We start from the raw sequence: 20,324 nt of genomic DNA on the forward strand, positions 1-20,324 counted from the left end.
AGCGCCTTGTGCAGGATCGCCCGCTGGCTCTCGACCGGCTTGCCCTCACCGAAGTTGTGCCACAGACCGAGCGACACGGCGGGCAGCAGCAGTCCGCTGCGACCGCACCTGCGGTACGGCTGACGTTGGTACTTCAAGGATTACCTTCCTGCGATACCCGTGAGCGTGACGCCCCGGATGAACGTCTTCTGCGCCAGGAAAAAGACGATGAGGATGGGCAGCATCGACAGCAGCGCGACCGCCATCATCTGGTTGTACTGCGTGACGTACTGGCCGCTGAACATGCCCAGGCCCTGCGCGAGGGTGATCTTCTCCATCGAGCGCAGGTAGAGGGTGTTCTCCAGATACTGGTTCCAGTTGCCGACGAAGGAGAACAGGCAGATCGCCGCGATCGCCGGCCTGGCCAGCGGCAACATGACGCTCCACAGGATGCGCAGCTCCGAGGCCCCGTCGATGCGGGCGGCGTCGATGAGCTCCTGCGGGATCGTGGTGAAGAACTGCCGCAGCAGGAAGATGTAGAGCGCCACGCCGAAGAACTCCGGCACGATCAGCGGCAGATACGTGTCCACCCAGCCGAGCTTCGAGAACATGATGAACTTGGGCACCAGCGTGATCTCACGCGGGATCATCATCGTGGCCAGCAGCGCCGTGAACATGATGCCGGCCGCCCGCGCCCGCAGCCGTGCGAACGCGTAGGCGGGCAGGATGCACGAGATGAGGTTGCCGGTCATCGACAGCGCGGTGATCACGATCGTGTTCAGCAAGAACGTGTTGAACGGCAGCGACCCCGTCCAGCCCTTGACGTAGTTCTCGAAATGGAAGGAGTCCGGGAACCACTGGGGCGGGAAGGCCAGGTTGTCGGCGTCGGATTTGAGCGAGGTCGTCAGCATCCACAGGAACGGCAGCAGGAACACCGCCGAGCTGATGATCAGCAGGACGTACGCCCCGCTACGCCGGATCCGCCTGATGCGCTCGGCCTGCTCGGACGTCAGGGGCGGGCCCGGCTTCGTACGCGCGGGCCGGGCCGCGGTCTCGAGGAGCATCGGGGACCTCACTTGAACTCGTAGTGCACCCAGCGCTTCGCCAGGCTGAACTGGATCGCGGTCACGACGATGACCAGCACGAACATCGCCCACGACAGCGTGGCCGCGTAGCCCATGTCGAAGTAGACGAAAGCGTGCCGGTAGATGTAGAGCCCCAGCACCATCGTCGCGTTGCCGGGACCGCCCTCGGTCATGACGAGGATGAGCACGTAGCTCTGCAGCGCGGCGATGAACCCGGTCACCACGTTGAAGAAGATGACCGGCGACATCATCGGCACCGTCACGCTCCAGAACCTGCGCCACCACCCGGCCCCGTCGATCTCGGCAGCCTCGTAGAGCGTCTTCGGGATGCCCTGCAGCCCGGCCAGGTAGATGACGATCGTGTTGCCCGCTCCCCACACGCTCATCAGCACCAGGCCGGGGATGGCCCACTCCTGCGAGGCCAGCCAGCCGGGCCCCTGGATGCCGACCGAGGCGAGCAGCTTGTTGATCAGCCCGTAGTCGGGGTGCAGGATGTTGATCCACAGCAGCGCGGTGGCCAGGCCCGACACCACCGACGGCAGGTACATCACGGTGCGGAACAGGCCCTGGAACCGCAGCGGCTGGTTGAGCAGCAACGCCAGCAGGAACGTGAAGCTCACGCCGAGCACCACCGCGCCGAGGCCGTACTGCACGGTGTTCTCGATCGACTCCCAGAACTCGGGGTCGTTGACCATGCGCACGTAGTTCGCCAGGCCGACCCAGCGCGGCGACTGGAGCAGGTTCCACTCCATGAAGCTGAGCACCACCGCGGCGAGGATCGGCCCAGCGCTGAACAGGACGAACCCCACCAGCCACGGCGAGACGAACAGGTGGAAGCGCCGCGCTTCCCGGCGGGCCAGAGTGCTGCGGACGCTGACGGCGGTCATGCGATCTTGTTCTCGCTCAGGACCGGTGTGACCTTGTCGACCATCTCCTTCAACGCGTCGTCAACGCTGATCTTGCCGAGTTGCGCCCGCTCCCAGATCGGCAGGGCGGTGTCCACGACCTTCTTGTTGGCCGGCAGTCGCAGCACGCCGTCGTCGGAGGCGTACTCGGCCATGATCTTCTTGACCAGGTCCGCCTCCTCCACCGGGATGCCGAGCGCCTTGGCGTTGTCCTCCCACGCGGACTGGCGGGCCGGTGCGGCGATGCGGCGGAACTTGTAGCCGGAGGCCGACAGGAACTCGTTCATGTAGATCCAGGCGGCGTCCTTGTTCTGCGACGAGGCCGCCATCACCAGCGCGCTGCCCACGGCCGGGCTGGTGCGCCCCTCCGGCCCCTTGGGCAGCTGCGTGGAGCCCCACTTGAACGCCTTCTGCTTGGACAGCTCCAGCATGACCCACGCGCCGTTGATGAACAGGGCCGCGTGCCCGGACTTGAACGGATCGACCTTCTCCAGCAGCTGCAGCTCGGCCAGGCTCGGCGTCGCCTTGTCCTTGAGCAGCAGGTCCAGCCAGCGGGCCATGACGTCCCTGGCGTTCGGCTCGGCGATCATCACCTTGGACTCGGCCACGTCCAGGAATCGCCCGCCGAACGGCATCAAGAACACGGAACTCAGGTCCGGCGCCGGCTTCGGCATCGGCGAGACGCCGTAGATCTTCTCCACGCCCGACCCGCTGGTCATCTTCTTGGCCGTCTCGAAGAGCTTGTCCCACGTCCAGCTCTCGTCCGGGTAGTCCAGCCCGGCCTTGTCGAACAGGTCCTTGTTGTAGAACAGCAGCTTGGGCGCCATGTCGGTGGGCAGCCCGTACAGGGCGCCGTCCCGTTGGAAGTAGCCGAGCCCGCGCTGCGGGATGTCGTCCATGTCGAACTCGGGCGTCTTGGCGATGAACTCGTCCAGCGGGTGCAGCACCTTGTTGGCGATGAGGTTCTGCGTCCAGGAGTAGTGGTTGTAGAGCACGTCGGGCAGCGAGCCGCCGGCGGCCTGGGCCATGTACTTGGTGAGGAACTGGTCGAACGGCGCCGACTCGCGCTTGATCTCGATGTTCGGGTGGCGCTTCTTGAAGAAGAAGTCGAACTGGGCGTTGCGCACCTCGGTGACGGCGTCCGTGGTGAACCCCAGCGTGATCACGACCTTGGACGCAGGGTCGGGCACGTTCGTCTTCGGCCAGGTCAGCGAGTTGTTGAGCTGTTCGGCCTCCTCGAACGGCCAGTCGTCGCTGCTGGGCCGGTTCGGGTCGATCACCTGGGCGCCGGACTTGACCGGGGCCGCGGCCTGCTTCTGCTGGCGGCTGTCGCCGCAGGCGGACAGGGCGGCGGCCGCCACCGCCAGGGCCAGCATCTGCCGACGGTTCATCTCCATGGGGCTGGGCCTTTCACAGGAAGAGCTCGATCACCGGAACGGCCACGTCGGGGCGCTGCACCGGGAGCTGCAGGGTCAGGGTGCCGGGCGGCAACGCGCCCAGCTTCGTGTGCCCGCTGTCCATGGCCGGGTCGGGGGCCAGGACGCGGATCTCGGAGGCGTCGTTGAGCAACTGCGCGTAACGCACCTTGCCCGCCAGGCCGGGAAGGTGCAGATGCTTGTACGGCCAGGCGTACAGGTGCACATAGAGCCGGTCGCCGCGCTGGGTGAAGCGGCAGTCCGGCGGCGCCTCGTACGTGCTCGGCCCGGCGCCGTAGATGGAGCGGCCGTGCAGCCGCGTCCACTCGCCGATGCCGCGCAGCGACTCCAGCGCCCGCGGGTCGAACGCGCCGCGTCCGTTGGGCCCCACGTTGAGCAGCAGGTTGCCGTTCTTGGAAACCGTGTCGACCAGCATGCGCACGAGCAGATCCACCGGCTTGTAGTCGAGGTTGTCGCGGTCGTAGCCCCAGCTGCCGTTGAGGGTCTGGCAGGCCTCCCAGACCTCGGCCGGCGGGGCGGGCGGCTGGAACTGCTCGGGCGTGGTGAAGTCGCCCGGGATCTCCAGGCGGTCGTTGATCAGGACGTCAGGCTGCAGCCTGCGGACCATCGCCGCCAGCTCCTCCGAACGCCAGTCCGCGGCGCCCTTGCCGCCGGGTGTGCGCTCGCCGTTCCTGACCCGCTTCGAGTAGGAGAAGTCAAACCACATGGTGTCGATTCGGCCATAGCGGGTAAGCAGCTCTTCGACCTGGTTGTGCAAATAGGACTGGTATATCTCTATATTTCGGTCATCGGGGGTGACACCCTCGACGTACGCCGGATGCAGGCCGTCGATCGGAAAGTGTGGGTGGTGCCAGTCGATCAGCGAGTGGTAGAAGCCCACACCGAGCCCGCGGGCGCGGAAGGCCTCCACGATCGGGCCCACCAGGTCCTTGCCGAACGGCGTGTTCGCGACCGAGTAGTCGGTGTAGGCCGAGTCCCACAGGCAGAAGCCGTCATGGTGCTTGGTCGTCAGCACCATGTAACGCATGCCCGCGCCGGCCGCCGCCTCCGCCCATGCGTCCGGGTCGAACAGGTCAGGGTCGAAGTGGTCGAAGTAGGGCTGATACTGCTCGTCCGTGAGCCGCTCCCGCTGCTTGACCCACTCGTGGCGGGCGGCGAGCGCGTACAGGCCCCAGTGGATGAACAACCCGAACCGTTGCTCACGGAACTCCGCCAGCCGGGCGGTAGAGGTCGGATGTATGGCGGGAGTGCTGCGGTCGTGTGGCGACGGTCCGTGAGGCATGGCTGCACGGTAGACCGCCTAATTAACTTCGTCAAGAATTGAATTGAAACCCGCCGCAACCTAGGCTCTTGCCCATTGTGAGGAGAGTCGGGCGCCTTGCGCGACCGGAGCGGGCCCGGCCGGCGCCGGGCGGCAGGACGCGATCGACTCCTCCTATCTCTTTCTCTGTGGAGGGTCACGTGGCGAATTGGACGCTCAGCGACGGGGACGTGCGGGCGGTGCTCGACCTCTCACCTGCGGGCGAGCTCACGCTGGAGGTGCGGTACGCCGGGCAGGTCCTGGTGGAGCCGTCCAGGCTCGGGATCCGCACCGCCCACGCGGACCTGAGCACGGGCCTGGTCCCGGCGGGGATGTCCGAGCGGCAGGTGGAGGAGACCTACCTGACGGTCACCGGGAAACGCCGTGAGCACCGGTACGCGGCCGGCGAGTGGACGTTGTCGTTCACCAGGGACGGGCACCGGCTGGACCTGCAGATCCGGGTCGGAGACCACGGCGTGGCCTACCGCTACCTGATCCCCTGGACCGGGCCGGTGACCGTGGTCGAGGAGATCTCGGAGTACGTCGTGCCGGGTGACGGCCGCGCGGTCCTGCTGCCGTACGAGAACGGGCGCTGCGACTACGAGGAGATCCACCGGCACACCACGGTGGCCGAGGCCGAGCCCATGCTGTACGGCTACCCGTCGCTCTTCCAGGCCGGCGGCACCTGGATGCTGATCACCGAGTCGAACCTGGACGCCGGATACGCCGGCTCCCGCCTGCGTTTCGACGGCCGCGCCTTCCGGCTCGACCTGCCGGACCCGTACGTGACCGCGGCCAGCCCGCTCGTCACCCCGTGGCGCACGATGATCGTCGGCGACCTGGCCACGATCGTCGAGAGCGACCTGGTCACCAGCCTCGCGGCGCCGTCCCAGGTGGAGGACACGTCCTGGATCCGCCCCGGCGCCGCCGCCTGGTCCTGGTGGTCCGACGGGCCCTCCACCCGCGACCTGGACGCGCAGAAGCGCTGGGTGGACTTCGCCGCCGCGAACGGCTGGCCCTACGTGCTGGCGGACGCCGGCTGGAACAAGGAGTGGATGCCCGAGCTCATCGCCTACGCCCGCGACCGGGGCGTCGGCGTCTGGCTCTGGTCGCACTGGCAACACGTCGACACCGAGCTGGAGCACCGCGAGAAGCTCGCGCTCTGGAAGGAGTGGGGCGCCGTCGGCGTGAAGATCGACTTCACCGAGTCGGACGGCCAGGACCGGATGCGCTGGTTCGACGCCATCCTCGCCGCCACCGCCCGGCTCCGGCTCATGGTGGTCTTCCACGGCGGCACGATCCCGCGCGGCACCGAGCGGACCTGGCCGCAGTTCATGTCCGCCGAGGCGGTCAAGGGCGCCGAATGGATCAAGCCGAAGCCCGGCAAGGAGCCGCTCTACCCGGCCACCCACTACCTGTCGCTCGCGTTCACCCGCAACGTGCAGGGCCCGATGGACTTCACGCCGTGCACGTTCACCGCGGTGCGGGCCATCTCGGCCGGGTTCGAGCTCGCCCTGTCGGTGCTCTTCGAGTCCGGGATCCAGCACTTCGCCGACTCCATCGAGACCTACCAGGCCCGGCCCGAGGCCCTGCGCCTGCTGTCCACCGTGCCGGCCGCCTGGGACGACACCCGGCTGCTGTCCGGCGACCCCGCCGACCACATCCTGCTGGCCAGGAGGAGCGGCGGCGAGTGGTACGTCGCCGCGGGCGTGTCGGGCGAGGCCCGCACGCTCACCGTGCCGCTCGACTTCCTCGACGAGGGGGAGTGGACGGCCGAGATCTACCGGGACGCCCCCGGTGACCAGCTCGCCACCGAGACCGTCACGGTCCCCGCCGGGGGCAAGCTCGACCTCGCCGTCGCCCAGAACGGCGGCTTCACACTGCACCTGAGGAGAGCACTCTCATGACCGAACGACAAGGGGGCGTCTTAGCCGCCCCGGCACCCACCGCCGCCGGCGCGCTCGGCCTCGACCGGGCGGGGCTCGCATGAGGAGCCTGCGCGTGGCGGGCGCCCTGTCGGCGCTCGCGCTGCTCCTCGTGGCCGCCCCGCCGGCCCAGGCCGGCTCCGGGACTGGGGCCGGCCTCGGGGACGGGGCGCCGCGCTGGGAGACCCGGTGGAATCCGAGCCCCTGGCGGGACGGTGTGAACGCGTTCGAGGCGCTGGAGGACGACCGGCGCGGCTCCCACCCCGAGGGACAGCCGCACGTTTACGTCCAGGGCAACGCCTGGCGGTTCGACGCGCACCTGGAGGACCGCGACGGCTCCGACCGCATGCGTAACGAGGTCCGCGGCATGCGCGCCTCCGACGGCCGGGCGCTGGAGATGCGCAAGGACGAGACGTGGCGGATCACGTACCAGATGTACATTCCCGACACGTTTGACGCGACCACCAGCTTCACCCACATCTGGCAGCTGAAGACGTCCGACATCGGCACCCCGGTCGCGCAGCTGTCGCTGCCGGTCATCAACGGCGTGCCGAAGATCGCGGCCCGCTACTGGACGCTGGAGGACAACAGGTCCCACGACTTCGCCACCGCCGACCTGGAGCCGATCCAGAACAAGTGGGTCGGCGTCACCATCGAGCTCAAGTCCGCCGACGCCGGCTCCATGCGGTGGGTGTTGCGGGACGGCAATCGGACGATCGTCGACCAGAAGGTCGAGGGCATCGACCTGTGGTGGACGCCGGAGCAGTACAACCGGCCGAAGTGGGGCATCTACCGCAGCATCAGGAGCGCCGGGCTGCAAGAGACGTACATGCTGGTCAAGGACCTCAAGGCGGAGCAGCTCGGGCCCGCGACGCCGCCCGTCACGCTGCCGCCGCCGGACCGCGGCCCCGGCACGTACGAGGCCGAGCGGGTCGGCAACGTGTGGGAGGGCGCGGCCGAGCCCGCCTACTGCGCCGTCTGCTCCGGCGGGCGGAAGGTGATCCTCATCGGCGGCAACGTCTACGACTACGCCGTGGTCAAGGGCGTGCTGTCGGAGACCACCGGGACCAGGCAGATGACCGTGCACGCGCTGGTGGACGGCTCCCAGACGTACTCCGTCAGCGTCAACGGCGGCGACGCGATCCAGGTGCCGATGACCGGGACCAAGGACACGGTGACCACCGCGACCGTGCCGGTGGACCTGGTGGCCGGGGTCAACACGATCCGGTTCTACAGCCATACCGCGCGCTCGCCCGAGCTCGACAAGATCGTCATCAAGTAAGGGACTCTCATGGCACATGACCTCAGCAGGCGTGCCGTGCTGACCGCGGGTGGCGCGCTGGCGCTGACCGCGGCGGCCGGCGCGCGTCCCGCCGCCGCACGTCCGGCCGGCACGCAGCCATGGCAGTCCCGGCTCGTGCACTACGACCGGCACGGGCGGCTGGCCTACGAGCAGGACGCCGAGGCCAACCGCGTCCCCGACTTCAGCCACGCCGGCTACCGCAACGGTGAGCGGCCGATCCCGCACGTGCCGGTCGTCAAGACCATCCGGCCGGTCGAGGGCGACAACACCGCCCACATCCAGGCGGCGCTGGACGAGATCGGAGCCCTGCCCCGGGCCCGCCGCGGAGCGTTGCTCCTGCTGCCGGGCACGTACCCGGTGGCGGGCACGTTGTACGTGCGGGCCGGCGGCACCGTGTTACGCGGCGTCGGCGACGGCGAGGACCCGTCGGGCAACACGATCATCAAGGCGACCGGGAACAACCCCAAGGACCGCGACGTGATCGTGGCCGGCGGTGTGGAGGGCGGCGGCTGGAAGGGCGAGGTCCCCGGCACCCGTACCGACATCACCACCGGGTTCGTGCAGGTCGGGTCGCGCCAGTTCGAGGTGGCGAACCCGGGGGCGCTGCGCCCCGGCGACAACATCGTCATCACCCACCCCTGCACCGAGGAGTGGCTCAAGGCCATCGACTACGGCGGCCACGACGTGGGCCCGCCGTGGAAGGTCGGCGAGCATCCGCTCATCTACAACCGGTACGTCCGCGACGTGTCCGGGAACGTCGTGACGATCGACGTGCCGGTCTACAACCACCTCAACCGCGCCCACGCCACCTCCTACCTCTACAAGTGGGACCAGGCCGGGCTCGTCACCGAGGTGGGCGTGGAACGGCTGCGCGTGGACATCGAGTACCACGGCGACCCCGAGCAGGACGAGGACCACGCCTACAACGCGATCGTGCTGCTGCGGACCGAGGACTCGTGGGTGCGCGACTGCACCATGCTGCACTTCACCCAGGCCGGCGTCGCCACCCAGGAGACGACCCGGGCCACGGTCGAGAACTGCCGGGCCATCGACCCGGTCAGCATCGTGACCGGCAGTAGGCGCTACAACTTCAACACCTACACCTACTCGCAGCAGGTGCTCTTCCGGGACTGCTACGCCTACAAGGCCAGGCACGCCTTCGTCTCCAACGGGCACAGCACGGTCTCCGGCGTGGTGTTCCTGCGCGGCACCTCCGACTACGCGCTCAACTCCAGCGAGGGCCACCGTCGTTGGTCGCAGGCGCTGCTGTTCGACGGCCACCGGGACGTGGACCCGCACTACAGCTACACGCTCGGCCTGTACAACCGCGGCCGCTACGGCACCTCGCACGGCTGGTCCGCGGCCCACTCGGTGGCCTGGAACTGCGACGTCGCCACCAGCAGGCTCATCGTCCAGAAGCCGCCGACCGCGCAGAACTACGCGATCGGCTGCCGCGGCACGATCACCGGCGACGGGCCCTTCGCGCAACCGGTCGGCTACATCGAAGGCGCCAACCAGCCCGGCCTCTTCCCGCCCTCGCTCTACGAGGCGCAGCTGCGGGACCGGCTGCGCTCCGCCTGACCGCGCTACCGCTCCAGGCGTAGCAGCCCGCCCTCGGGCACGGTGACCTCCACCAGCCCGAGGGCGAGGTCCACGACCTCGTCGCCCTCGGTGCGGCCCCGGCAGTCGACGACGGTGGCGCGGGCCGGGCCGGCCGAAGCGACCTGGAGCAGCACGTCAGTGGAGGCGTCCCCGTTGGCCAGCCACAACGTGCCCGCGTCGGGAGCGCGGACGGGGATGGGCGCGTACCTGGCAGTGATCACCGTGTCGTCCGAGCGCGCCGTCACCTGGGGGTAGGCCAGATCGGGCCGGGCCGGCTCGAACCGGCCCCGCTGCAGCACCTCCGCGTGCTCCCTGAAGAACGACAACCAGAACCGCAGCACCTCTTCCTGCGCCGGCGTCAGCGCCGTCAGGTCCACCGAGATCTGCGGGACCGCGAACAGCACGTTGATCAGCTGCGTCGCGACCCACTGCGGGCTCTCGCCGGGGTGCCACATCAGCATGTCCGCGTGCACGGCCAGCGGGCCGGCGATCAGGCGCAGGTCGACGGTGCGCTGCCGGTTGTGCGCGGGGCTGAGCGGGCAGTCGGAGGCGCGAATCATCGTGGCGTACGGCCACAGGCCCGGACTCACATACGGCTGGCGCAGCTCGACCAGGCAGTCCCTGGGGAGCTGGGCGAGGAGCCTGCGCACGCCCTCGTTCACGGTGGCGCAGTCGGCCTCGGGGCCCGGCGGTGGCGCGTCCTCGACCGCGAACTGGTCGACGAAGTCGATCTTGAGGCCGTCCATGCCCCACTCCGTGACCGCCCGGGTGAGGTGCCCGGCGACCAGGTCGCGGATGGCGGGGTAGCGGGGGTCGACGATGGCGGCGTTCATGTGCTCCTTGTAGGCGAGCGTGTACGGTCGCACGCGGTCCCAGAGCGCGGTGTGGCGGCCGACGAACGGCAGGGCGTACCAGAGCAGGTAGGCGAGCCCTTCACCGCGGACCTTCGCCACATGGCCCGGCATGTCAGGGAATGCGGTGCGGGACGGCTCCCACTCGCCGACGTAGCCGTAGCCCCGGCCCCGGTCGTCGCTGTGCCAGCCGTCGTCCACGATGATCGCCTCGCAGCCCAGCTCGGCCGCCGGTGCCGCCTGCCGCTCGACGCTCGTGGCGTCGACGTGTTGTTGCATGGCGTACCAGGTGGAGTAGGCGGGCATGCGCGCCACCCGTGGGACGTCCCTGGCCAGGCCGTTGCGCGTCCCCCACCATTCGGCAACCTCGGCGAGCGTGCGCGCGAAGTGCCGCCGCGTGCAGTCCAGCCGGAGCACCAGCCCGCTGTCCGGGTCGGCCTCGTGCTCCACCCAGAACCCGAACTCGCCGGTCTCCTCGACGACTCCGGTGCGGGTGAGCACGGGCTTGACGACTTCGGCGGCGGCGTAGGTGCACACTGCCACGTCACCGGCGCCGACCAGGCATCCGACGGGGGCGTTCTTCTCCAGCGCCGCGACGCGGGGACGCCGCCAGAACGGCGGCAACCCGCGATGTTCACCCCCGTCGGCGGCCCAGAACGCCGTCGCGTCCACACACGGCACCCGCCACCCGAGCCGCACCGTGGCCGGCCGATCGGGCGTGACCCGCACCTCCAGCACCCCCGGCGCGGTTTCGGCCACCACCCAGCTCAGCCCTGCCGCCTCGCCGCTCCCCAAGACGGCCCCGCCCGCCTCCGGCACGATGGCGGTCGTGTCGAGAGCGGCGCCGGCCGCCGCTGCGGGTGGGGTGGGGGTGGCTGTGCAGGTGAAGGTGAGGCCCAAGGCCTGGAAGCACACCTCCTCCGGCGGCTGGGGCGTGCCGTCGTGTGGTTGCCAGATGCCGGGGGCGGCGGTCACTCAACGCTCCTGGGAGGTGAAGAGGGTCTGGATGGCGACCGCGGCCGCGCCGCGCGCCCATTGCTCGAAGGTCCGCGGCCGCAGCAGCAGACGGCAGTCGGCGGCCGCGCCGAACGCCTGGCTGGCGAACGACCGGTTGATCTGCTCCTCGAACAGGTCATACGCCGCCAGCCCCTGCACATCACCGGTCACGATGATCCGCTCCGGCCCGAACAGATTGGCCATCGCCGCGATGCCCAGCCCGATGGCGTGCCCCGCCCGGGCGAACACTTCCCGCGCCGCGGTGTTGCCCGCGTGCGCGGCGTCGATGGCCGCGTCGATGGTGAGCGACGCGTTCCCGGTGACCGCGCGTACGGCGGCCACGATGGGCGCGGTCCCGGCGATGGCCTCGACGCAGCCGCGCCCGCCGCAGTGGCACTCCGGCTCCTCGCCGCCCACCGGGATGTGCCCGATCTCCCCGGCCACGCCGTGCGAGCCGGCCACCACCCGGTCGTTCGCCACCAGCCCGCACCCTATGCCGGCCCCCACCGTGACCAGCGCGAACGACGACGCCCCCACGCCGTCGCCGAACCACTGCTCGGCCACGGTGAGGGACCTGACGTCGTTCTCGACCGTGACGTTGAGCCCGGTCGCCTCGCCGGCCAGCCGCGCCAGCGGCACCTGCCGCCACCCCAGGAAAGGGGAGTAGCGCACCAGTCCGAGGGCCTTGTCCACGTCGCCCGACACGGCCAGTCCCAGCCAGTGGCAGCGCTCGCCGTAGGCCGGATCGTCGGCCAGCAGGTCGGCGACGAGCTCGGCGAGCTCCTCGACCACGCCCTCGGGCGACGCCGTCGTCAGGCGGCGGTGCGCCGACACCAGGGGCTGGGCCCGCAGGTCGGTGACGACGCCGATGAGCTCGTCGTCGGTGATCTTCACGCCGGCGAAGAACTCCCGGTTCGCCCTGATCACCAGCGGGCTGGCCGGCCGCCCCGCGCCGGGCGCCGTACGCTCCCTGGCCTCCAGCTCTTCCAGGTAACCTGCCTCGATGAACGGGCGGGCGGCCTTGGTCACGGCGGCGGACGACAGCCCGCTGCGCCTGGCGATCTCCACTCGGGTCACCGGACCCTGGGTGAGCACCATGGTGAAGACGGTGGCCTCAGCGCGAGTGGTGGTGAGCCGAGGATGCATGGCGGCAATCGTAGCACTAATTAACTTCCTCAAGAATTGAATTGGAACGTGACGAAGGGGCCGATAGTGGGCGAGTCATGGGCGGGTCAGCCCAGGGAGAGACGGTCCAGGTCGGGGGCGGTGGCCGTGTCGTTGTGGACCTTGATCGTGTTGGCCCCGGCGCGCAGAGTGATCGGCACGGAAGTGGTGTAGGGGGTGTTGTTGCCGACGCCGCTCACCTTCACCTCGATCGGCGGCTCACCGTTGACGGTCACGAAGTAGGAGCGCTCGCCGTTGACGGTGAAGTCGATGTACAGCGTGTACTGGCGGGCCGTGTCCACCGTGACGTTCTCGAACAACACGTAGGCGTCCGGGCCGCCGCCGAGGTTGCGTACCTTCTGCCCGCCCGAGCACGGCCCGCAGTTGGTGATGCCCGCGCTGCCGAGCTGGTTGCGCGAGTCCTCGGCCTCGCGCATGAAGACGCGGTCGGCGGGGCGCAGCCGGACCCGGAGCTGCCTGGTGACCGTGTTCGGCCGGCCGAGCACCTGGAACGACGCCCTGATCGGGATGTCCGCCGAGGCGACGTCCTGGCCGGGCGGCGAGGTGAGCGTCCACGTCCCCTCCAGGGTCTGACCCAGCCGCATCGTGGCCGCCGTGGCCGGGCCGCCCTCGACCGTCCACCCGGCGGGCACGGCGGGGGCCAGCTCGACCTGGTCGAGCGCGTCCTCGACGTCCAGGCGCAGCGTGGCCGACACCTTCAGCGACTGCTGCCCGGGCCCTGCCCACTGCAGCCCGGATGGATCGACGGTCATGGTCGTCTTGGGCACGTACGACGTGGGTGGCAGGGGCGCGACCGCGATCCTGTCGACGCCCGGACCCTTGGCGGCGTCACTGAACACCGTGATCGTGTTGGCTCCTGCGCGGAGCGGCACAGACAGCGCCGTGTCCGCGGGAACGGCCGCGTTGTCGCCGATGACCGCCGCCTTGATCGGGGCGGCGCCGTTGACCGAGACCGACAGCGAGGTGGCCGCGGCGGTGGTGTGGTCGATCTGGAGCCGGTGATCACCGGCCGCGGCGACCGTCACCTCGCGGTACGTGATCGCGTTGCGCGAGCCGCCGCCCAGCCCGGTGACCTGCGCGCCGCCGGAGCACGCCGCGCACGGGGCGAGCCTGGCCGCCCCGGACCGCTGCTGGCGTTCGGCCTCCAGCGGGACGGGGGTGGCCGGCGACAGCGGGTAGCCGTGCGCGACCTGGATCTCGTCGATCTGCAACTGCCGGACGAAGCGCGGCGCCTGCGGGCCTGCCCAGGTGTTCAGCACCTCCAGCTTGATGTAGCGGGCATGCTGCTCGCCGAGGTCGATGGCCTGCACGCCGCGGGCGCTGGGCAGCGCGCCGGCGCGCACGGGCGCGCCCCACCGCTTGCCGTCGTCGCTCACGTAGACCCGGTAGTCCTTGATCCGCGCGGAGTCCTCCGGGCGCCCGAACGTCTCCCTGGCGTACGTGGGCGACCATTCGCGCTGGTTGACCGCCAGGTAGGACGCCTTGCGGGCACGGCCGAGGTCCAGCGTCACCGACACCGGGAGCTGCGCGTCGCTGTCCCAGTAGTCCTGGAAGCTGCCGTCCACGAGGGCGGTGGCCGGGTGTCCCTCGCGGGAGGACGAGGCGGTGGCCTTGAGGGTGGACTGATCGTAGAAGTGCTGCCGGTCGGCCGTCTCGACCTTGAACACGGTGTCGTACTGGTCCCATCGGGTGATGCCGAGGATCGACAGATGGCCGCCGGACTGGCTGAAGCGCATCTGCTCGCCGGTGCGTAGGTCGCTCACCCGGGTCACCCGATAGCCGTTGTCGCGCAGCCGCACCATGTCGGTGCTGGGCCGGGTCACCACATGCACGTACTGCACCTTGGCGCCGTCGCGGGAGACGGTGATCACGCCGTGGGCGCCGTCGTTCCAGAAGCCGGGCCGCATGCCGCCGTACATGTAGCCGCCGCCCTCGGTGCCCTGCAGCGACTCCTTGATCGGCGGGACCCACGTGGACATGAAGGCGTTGAACGCCTCCTGCTGCGGCGGGAACCGGCCGTTCACCATCGGTGTCTCGGCCATCAGCGACTTCATCGACGACCCGGCGTTGGTGATGTAGCGGCCGGTGCTGAGCCGGACGTCGACCGGGTGGTTGCCGCCGTCGTACCACCAGTCGCCGGTGGTGGGCAGCTTGTAGTCGGCCTCCACCAGGCGCGGCATCGGCGTCCACGCGGCCTGCGGGTAGTCGTAGGCCGGGGTCATGCCGGTTTTCTGCTCGTTGCTGACCGTGTCCATGATCGGCGTGTCCTCGTTGTTGTTGCTCAGCAACCAGGACGGCCGCTTCTCCCTGATCTGCTCGTAGAGCTTGTTCTGCTCCCAGTAGTCGTTGTCGTTGTCGATCCAGAACCCCGCAAGGTCCTGATACTTCTCCATGACCTCGAAGAACAGGTCATAGCTGTACATGCCAAACCCGGCGCGCGTGGTCAGGTCGACCTGCCGGCCCTTGTACGCCGAGTACGCGGCCGAGTCGAGCGTCTCGACCCCCTGCTCGTTGTGCCACTGGGGGTCGTCGGTCATGTACAGGATGATCCGGACGTCCTTCGCCTTGCCGGCGGTCACCAGCTCGCCGAGCAGGTCCCGCTTCGTCGCGCAGCTGCCGGGGATCTCCGACGGCCACGGGCGCGCGTAGCCGAGCCTGCTGTGGAAGGTGGCCAGGACGATGTACGAGGCCCCGAGCTTGCGGGCCTCGTCGACCCAGTAGTCCGCGGTCCAGCCGCCCTCCGTGACGTCGCGCTCCCAGGCCGCGCAGTCGAGGTGGCGGGGAGCCGTGAACATGCCCCAGTGCAGGAACAGGCCTGCCGTGGAGTCGCGTAACCATTGTTGCCGGGGGTGTTCGACCTCCGCGCGGGCGGCGGGGGCGACGATCAGGGTGACGATCAATGCGAAGAGCAGGGTGGCGGCGCGGGCTCGAGGTCTCACCGGGATCGCTCCCTCGTGGAGGATGGCCATTCCTAGACATCCGATGAATACAGCGGGATGACGGTGGGGTCAAGGGCTGTTTCACGGCGACTCTTGACGGGCAGTTAGCCGAAGTGGTCCTATGACTCACCGTAGGAAACTTTCCTAACCTGGAGGGATCCATGCGATTACTCCTCATGGGCGGGGCGGTGGCGGGACTGCTCGTGCCGGCTCTGCCCGCCGCCGCCGATCCCGTGGAATCCGGCCCGTGGACCGCGTACTCGCCGACGTTCACCGTCCAGGAACGCGGCTGCGGCGACGTCGGCGGCCTGACCTTCCGGCTGACCTGCTCGACCGCCAGTGGTGACCAGCGGGCGGAGCGGCGTTACGCGACCTACTCCGGCGGCACCCGGCAGTTCGAGGGGTACTTCCGGATCACCAGCCTGCCGGGGACGCGGATCAGCCTGAAGCAGACGTTCAAGACGACCGGCCCGTTCTTCATGCTCGCCGTCGAACGCGGCGGCCGCCTGTACGCCGTGCACGGCGGCACCACGATCGCCACCGGCGCGACCGTCGGCACCACGGTGCGCGTCAACACCGTGCACGTGGTCGGCAGCACCCACCGGACCTACATCAACGGCTCGCTCAGGCACACCGTCTCCAGCGAGAGCGGCAGCTTCTACGACAAGTTCGGCGCCTACCGCACCAACAGCGGCCAGGGCCCGGCCACGGTCGAGTGGAGCGACATCAGCTTCTGGCGCAAGTAGGGACCATGAGAGCTCTGGTGGCGCTCGTGCTGGTGGCGACCGCCTGCGCGGCGCCGCCGGACGGCGCGACCGCCGCCGGCGCCGGCGGCGGTCGCGCCGACCGGGGCCGGCTCGCCGAGCAGCAAAGCGCGGAGCGGCAGGACACTGTGCGGCAGGGTGCGGTTCGCCTGTCGGCCGAGCTGGTGTCGCCGACCGACGTCGAGCTGCGCTGGACGGCCGGCGACCCGGCGGCCGCCGGGCACGTGCTCGAGTTCGCCACCGAGCCGCAGGGCCGTTACACGATCCTGGCCTTCCTCCCGGAGGATCAGACCGCCTACACCCATCCCGACCTCATCCCGAACACCACCTTCTTCTACCGGCTGCGCCCCTACTACGGCCACGCCTCGGCGCCGGTCGAGGTGACGCTCGGCTCCGGCCCGTACCCCGAGCCGGAGCCGGACTGGTCGCGGCCGCGCACGATCCCCGGCGGGCCGCGGGGCGGCCTGCCGGCCGGGACCGAGGCGGCGGCGCCCGCCGATCTGAAGGCCACCGTGACGCAGGCCGACGGCGTCGCCTTCGGATGGACCGACCGCGCCGCCGACGAGGAGGGCCACCTGCTGGAGAACCGACCCGCGGGGCGGCCGGACTACCGCGTGGTCGCCGCCCTCGATCCCGACGTCAACGCCGTGGGCCTGATCACGCTCCCCGAGGAGCGGCAGGCCTCCTACCGGGTGCGGGCGTTCCGGTACGGGCCGCACTCCAACGTGGTCCATCGGACGACTGGCGGCGGCTGACAAATCATCCAACCTTAGACGCGACATGAGGCACAGAAGAGTGACCATACCCACCGGCCCCTGCAGAGCCAGAATTCGCACCAATGATCGGATGTCCTTCGTGGCGATGCTGCTGGCGGTCACCCTCGCGGTGACCGGCTGCGGCAGTGGGGACCCGTCCTCCGCGCCCACGTCCGCCGGGGGCAAGCAGAAGGTCTCCTTCCTGATCTTCCCGTCGCCGAACCTGCCGGAGTCGTACTGGAAGGCTCAGGTGGCGCTGGTGACCAAGACCCATCCCGACCTGGAGGTGGAGCTCGTCGCCGCGCCGTCGGAGTCGGAGCGCAACGACTACGCCAAGCAGCTGGCCGCGTCCGGGCAGCTGCCCGACGTGCAGATCGGCATGCAGGACCTGATCGCCCTGGAGCCGAGCCTGGAGCCCTGGACCGAGGAGGAGCTCAAGGACTTCCTCTGCCCGACGTGCGGCGCGGTCAACGGCAAGGTGCTGCAGCTGCCGGCCAACACGCAGACGATCCCGAACGTCTTCTACAACAAGAAGCTCTTCGCCAAGGCCGGGATCGAGGCGCCGCCGAAGACGTACGCCGAGCTGCTGGCCACGGCCGAGAAGCTCAAGGCGGCCGGGATCACGCCGTTCGTGAGCGGCGGGGCGTTCGTCACCTCCCAGCCGTGGACCGCCATCCTGGCCACCGACCTGTACGCGAAGACGCCCGACTGGATGACCAAGCGCCGCCAGGGCGCGGTGACGTTCGCCGCCCCCGACATGAAGGCGGCCACCCAGAAGTTCGCCGACCTCGCCGCCAAGGGCTACATCGACAAGCGGCAGATCGGCCAGGACTACCCCAAGACCCAGGAGGCGTTCCTGGCCGGCAAGGGCGCCATGTACCCGATGGGCAGCTGGTTCGCCGCCGCCGCCGACCAGTCGGAGATGAAGGCCGACATCGGCGTGTTCGCCTGGCCCAGCGACGACGGCAGCCTGCACCTGCCGGCGTACACGGGTGGTGGCCTGTCCGTCAGCGCGACCGCGAAGAACGTGGCGGCGGCCAAGAGGTTCGCCCTCGCCTTCCAGCTCACCAAGGAGAACCTGGACGCCTCGGTCAAGGCGGACGCGTTGTTCCCGGCGATCAAGGGCTACACCCCGCCGTCCGGCACCGGCCCGGTGTTCAAGAGCGTCTACGACCTGTGGCAGCAGGCGCTCGCCCAGAAGGCGACCGTCGCCCCCTTCGGCTGGGAGGCCGGCGACACGGCCATGGTGCCCGGCATGCAGGGCAAGTTCTGGTCGGCCGCGCAGGACCTGGTCAGCGGCGAGAAGAACGTCGACCAGGTGCTCTCGTTCCTCGACACGGAATGGGAGAAGAGCGGCTGATGGCCGTCGGCACCATCCATCGCAGGCCCGGTCCCGCCGGCACCGACGCGCGAGGGCGCCGCGACCGGCGCCGGAGGGGGCCGGGCCTGTGGCACTTCCTGACCTTCGCCGCGCCGGGCACGCTCGTCTACCTCTGCCTGGTGCTGGCGCCCATCATCATGAGCGTCGGCTACAGCCTCACCAACCAGGCGCTGCTCAGGCCCAGGACCGAGTTCGTGGGGCTGCGCAACTACGAGCTGCTGCTCCGCGACGAGACCTTCCTGCAGTCGCTCCGGGTGACCACGATCCTCACCCTGATCGTGGTCATCGTGCCGAACGTGCTCGGCGTGGCCGTCGCCGTCCTGCTCGACCGGCGCGGCTGGCTCTACAACGCGCTCCGCAGCGTCTTCTTCACCCCGATGGTGATCAGCTCGGTGGTCATCAGCGTGATCTGGACCCGCATCCTGGCCGACGACGGGCCCGTCAACCAGGCGCTCAGGGCGCTCGGCGTACGGGAGCCGCCGGGGTGGCTGTCCGACCCCGACATCGCCCTCTACTCGCTGTCGTCCATCGTCTGCTGGCAGATGCTCGGCTTCTGCGTGGTCGTCTACCTCGCCGGGCTGCAGGGTGTGCCGCAGGAGCTGGGGGAGGCGGCCGCGATCGACGGCGCCGGGGCGGTGCGGCGCTTCCGGCACGTCACCTGGCCACTCCTGGCACCGGCGCTGACCATCAACACCGTCGTCCTGCTGATCTCCGCCTTCAAGATCTTCGACCACGTGAAGGTCATCACGAACGGCGGCCCCGGCACGGGCACGACGGCGAGCGTGGCGTTCGTCGTGCTGCAGGAGGGATTCGTGGAGAACCGTACCGGCTACGCCTCGGCCGAGGCGGTCGTCATGCTGGTCGTCATCGCCGCGTTGTCAGTCGTCACGCTGCGCATCCTGCAGCGCAGGGAGGTGCAGTTGTGAGCCGGTCGAGCCCGCCGTGGCTGCGCCCGCTGGTGGCGCTGGCCGTCGCGGCGATCTTCGCCATCCCGCTCTACATCGCGCTGATCAACGTCTTCAAGCAGAGCAGGCAGGTGGCCGCGGACACCCTGGCGCCGCCGGCGCCGCCCACGCTGGACAACCTCGTCCACGTGCTGACCGGCCCGGACAGCCTCTTCTGGTCGTCGCTGCGCACCAGCGTCCTGGTCACCTCGCTGTCGATCGCCGTCCTGGCGGTGTTGTCGGCCATGCTCGGCCACTACCTGGCCAGGCACACCGGCTGGTGGTCGCGCGCGATCATGGTGCTGTTGTTGTGCGGGCTGATGATCCCGCCGCAGGTCATCCTCATCCCGGTCACCCAGGTGCTGAAGTCGCTCGGGCTGATGTCGACGCTGCAGGGGCTCGTGTTGTTCAACGTCGGCTACTACGTGCCGTTCGGGGTGTTCGTCTTCTCCGGGTTCATGAAGGCGGTGCCGCGGGAGCTGGAGGAGGCGGCCGCGATCGACGGGGCGACGCGGTGGCAGACGTTCTGGCGGATCGTCTTCCCGCTGCTGCGGCCGGCCACCGCCAGCGTGCTGATCTTCCTCGGCGTGTGGATCTGGAACGACTTCCTCAACCCGTTGATCATCTATGGGCCGCGCGAGGGCACCACGATCATGACGGGCGTCTACAAGTCGCTCGGCCAGTACGCCGCCGACTTCGGCGGCATGTTCGCCCTCATGTTCCTGGCGACGCTGCCGATCCTCGTCTTCTACCTGCTGCTGCAGAAGCAGTTCGTCAAGGGACTCACCGGAGGCGCGACCAAGGGCTGAAGACATCCTATGTCTGCGTCCCGGCGCTGACGTGCCGCGACGCCGTTCTGCCTGGCTGGCGAGGCGGCGCGGGCTGTCCACGTGCACTCACCCCATGTAGGTTAGGAAACTTTCCTAAAAAATGTACCGGTCCAGGTGTTGACGGCGGTGCCGGTTTTGTGGGAA

Annotated in this window: 15 protein-coding genes and 1 pseudogene; 8 read left to right on the forward strand and 8 right to left on the reverse strand. The window is 69.5% G+C overall.

Going from position 1 to position 20,324, the window contains the following annotated elements:
• The 5 genes and pseudogenes from ETD86_RS58025 to ETD86_RS09855 form a co-directional block, all read right to left on the reverse strand.
• Positions 1–137 (reverse strand): annotated as a pseudogene (locus ETD86_RS58025) (L-glyceraldehyde 3-phosphate reductase); the annotation flags it as partial.
• Between the two features lie 3 nt (positions 138–140).
• Positions 141–1,043 (reverse strand): carbohydrate ABC transporter permease, encoded by a 903-nt coding sequence (locus ETD86_RS09840; protein ID WP_138665807.1) that lies wholly within the window; start codon positions 1,041–1,043, stop codon positions 141–143.
• 8 nt (positions 1,044–1,051) lie between these two features.
• Positions 1,052–1,951 carry a carbohydrate ABC transporter permease gene (locus ETD86_RS09845; protein ID WP_138665808.1) on the reverse strand — a complete coding sequence of 300 codons (900 nt, stop codon included), beginning with the start codon at positions 1,949–1,951 and terminating at the stop codon, positions 1,052–1,054.
• Positions 1,948–3,360 (reverse strand): ABC transporter substrate-binding protein, encoded by a 1,413-nt coding sequence (locus ETD86_RS09850; protein ID WP_170222976.1) that lies wholly within the window; start codon positions 3,358–3,360, stop codon positions 1,948–1,950. Before ETD86_RS09850 ends, ETD86_RS09845 begins: the two co-directional genes overlap by 4 nt.
• 19 nt (positions 3,361–3,379) lie before the next feature.
• The gene (locus ETD86_RS09855) at positions 3,380–4,687 is read right to left on the reverse strand and encodes an alpha-L-fucosidase (protein WP_138665810.1); all 1,308 of its coding nucleotides are present in this window, start codon (positions 4,685–4,687) and stop codon (positions 3,380–3,382) included.
• Positions 4,688–4,866: 179 nt separating this feature from the next.
• On the opposite strand from ETD86_RS09855, the gene ETD86_RS09860 reads away from it, so the two are divergent.
• The 3 genes from ETD86_RS09860 (at position 4,867) to ETD86_RS09870 (ending at position 9,514) form a co-directional block, all read left to right on the forward strand.
• Positions 4,867–6,612 carry a glycoside hydrolase family 97 protein gene (locus tag ETD86_RS09860; RefSeq protein ID WP_170222977.1) on the forward strand — a complete coding sequence of 582 codons (1,746 nt, stop codon included), beginning with the start codon at positions 4,867–4,869 and terminating at the stop codon, positions 6,610–6,612.
• 79 nt (positions 6,613–6,691) lie between these two features.
• Positions 6,692–7,912, forward strand: a complete 1,221-nt coding sequence (locus ETD86_RS09865; RefSeq protein ID WP_138665812.1) for a carbohydrate-binding protein — start codon at positions 6,692–6,694, stop codon at positions 7,910–7,912.
• 9 nt (positions 7,913–7,921) lie between these two features.
• Complete coding sequence (locus ETD86_RS09870) at positions 7,922–9,514, forward strand: pectate lyase family protein (RefSeq protein WP_138665813.1); 1,593 nt, start codon at positions 7,922–7,924, stop codon at positions 9,512–9,514.
• A 5-nt stretch (positions 9,515–9,519) separates the two neighbouring features.
• Here the strand turns inward: ETD86_RS09870 and ETD86_RS09875 are convergent, their stop codons facing one another.
• The 3 genes from ETD86_RS09875 to ETD86_RS09885 form a co-directional block, all read right to left on the reverse strand.
• Positions 9,520–11,361 (reverse strand): glycoside hydrolase family 36 protein, encoded by a 1,842-nt coding sequence (locus ETD86_RS09875; RefSeq protein ID WP_138665814.1) that lies wholly within the window; start codon positions 11,359–11,361, stop codon positions 9,520–9,522.
• Positions 11,362–12,528, reverse strand: coding sequence for an ROK family transcriptional regulator (locus ETD86_RS09880; RefSeq protein ID WP_138665815.1), 1,167 nt, complete (start codon positions 12,526–12,528; stop codon positions 11,362–11,364).
• An 86-nt stretch (positions 12,529–12,614) separates the two neighbouring features.
• On the reverse strand, positions 12,615–15,506 hold the full coding sequence (locus ETD86_RS09885; protein ID WP_211369938.1) for a CBM35 domain-containing protein: 2,892 nt from the start codon (positions 15,504–15,506) through the stop codon (positions 12,615–12,617).
• Positions 15,507–15,667: 161 nt separating this feature from the next.
• On the opposite strand from ETD86_RS09885, the gene ETD86_RS09890 reads away from it, so the two are divergent.
• From ETD86_RS09890 to ETD86_RS09910, 5 genes are all read left to right on the forward strand, one after another.
• Positions 15,668–16,252, forward strand: coding sequence for a polysaccharide lyase family protein (locus tag ETD86_RS09890; protein WP_138665817.1), 585 nt, complete (start codon positions 15,668–15,670; stop codon positions 16,250–16,252).
• A 5-nt stretch (positions 16,253–16,257) separates the two neighbouring features.
• Positions 16,258–17,025, forward strand: coding sequence for a fibronectin type III domain-containing protein (locus ETD86_RS09895; protein ID WP_211369939.1), 768 nt, complete (start codon positions 16,258–16,260; stop codon positions 17,023–17,025).
• 91 nt (positions 17,026–17,116) lie between these two features.
• Entirely contained in the window at positions 17,117–18,385 is a 1,269-nt protein-coding gene (locus tag ETD86_RS09900; protein WP_138665818.1) for an ABC transporter substrate-binding protein, read from the forward strand.
• Positions 18,385–19,332 (forward strand): carbohydrate ABC transporter permease, encoded by a 948-nt coding sequence (locus tag ETD86_RS09905; RefSeq protein WP_211369940.1) that lies wholly within the window; start codon positions 18,385–18,387, stop codon positions 19,330–19,332. Before ETD86_RS09900 ends, ETD86_RS09905 begins: the two co-directional genes overlap by 1 nt.
• The gene (locus ETD86_RS09910; protein ID WP_138665820.1) at positions 19,329–20,159 is read left to right on the forward strand and encodes a carbohydrate ABC transporter permease; all 831 of its coding nucleotides are present in this window, start codon (positions 19,329–19,331) and stop codon (positions 20,157–20,159) included. Before ETD86_RS09905 ends, ETD86_RS09910 begins: the two co-directional genes overlap by 4 nt.
• Positions 20,160–20,324 lie beyond the last annotated feature (165 nt).

It is taken from the genome of Nonomuraea turkmeniaca (genome assembly GCF_005889735.1).
Lineage (GTDB): Bacteria > Actinomycetota > Actinomycetes > Streptosporangiales > Streptosporangiaceae > Nonomuraea > Nonomuraea turkmeniaca.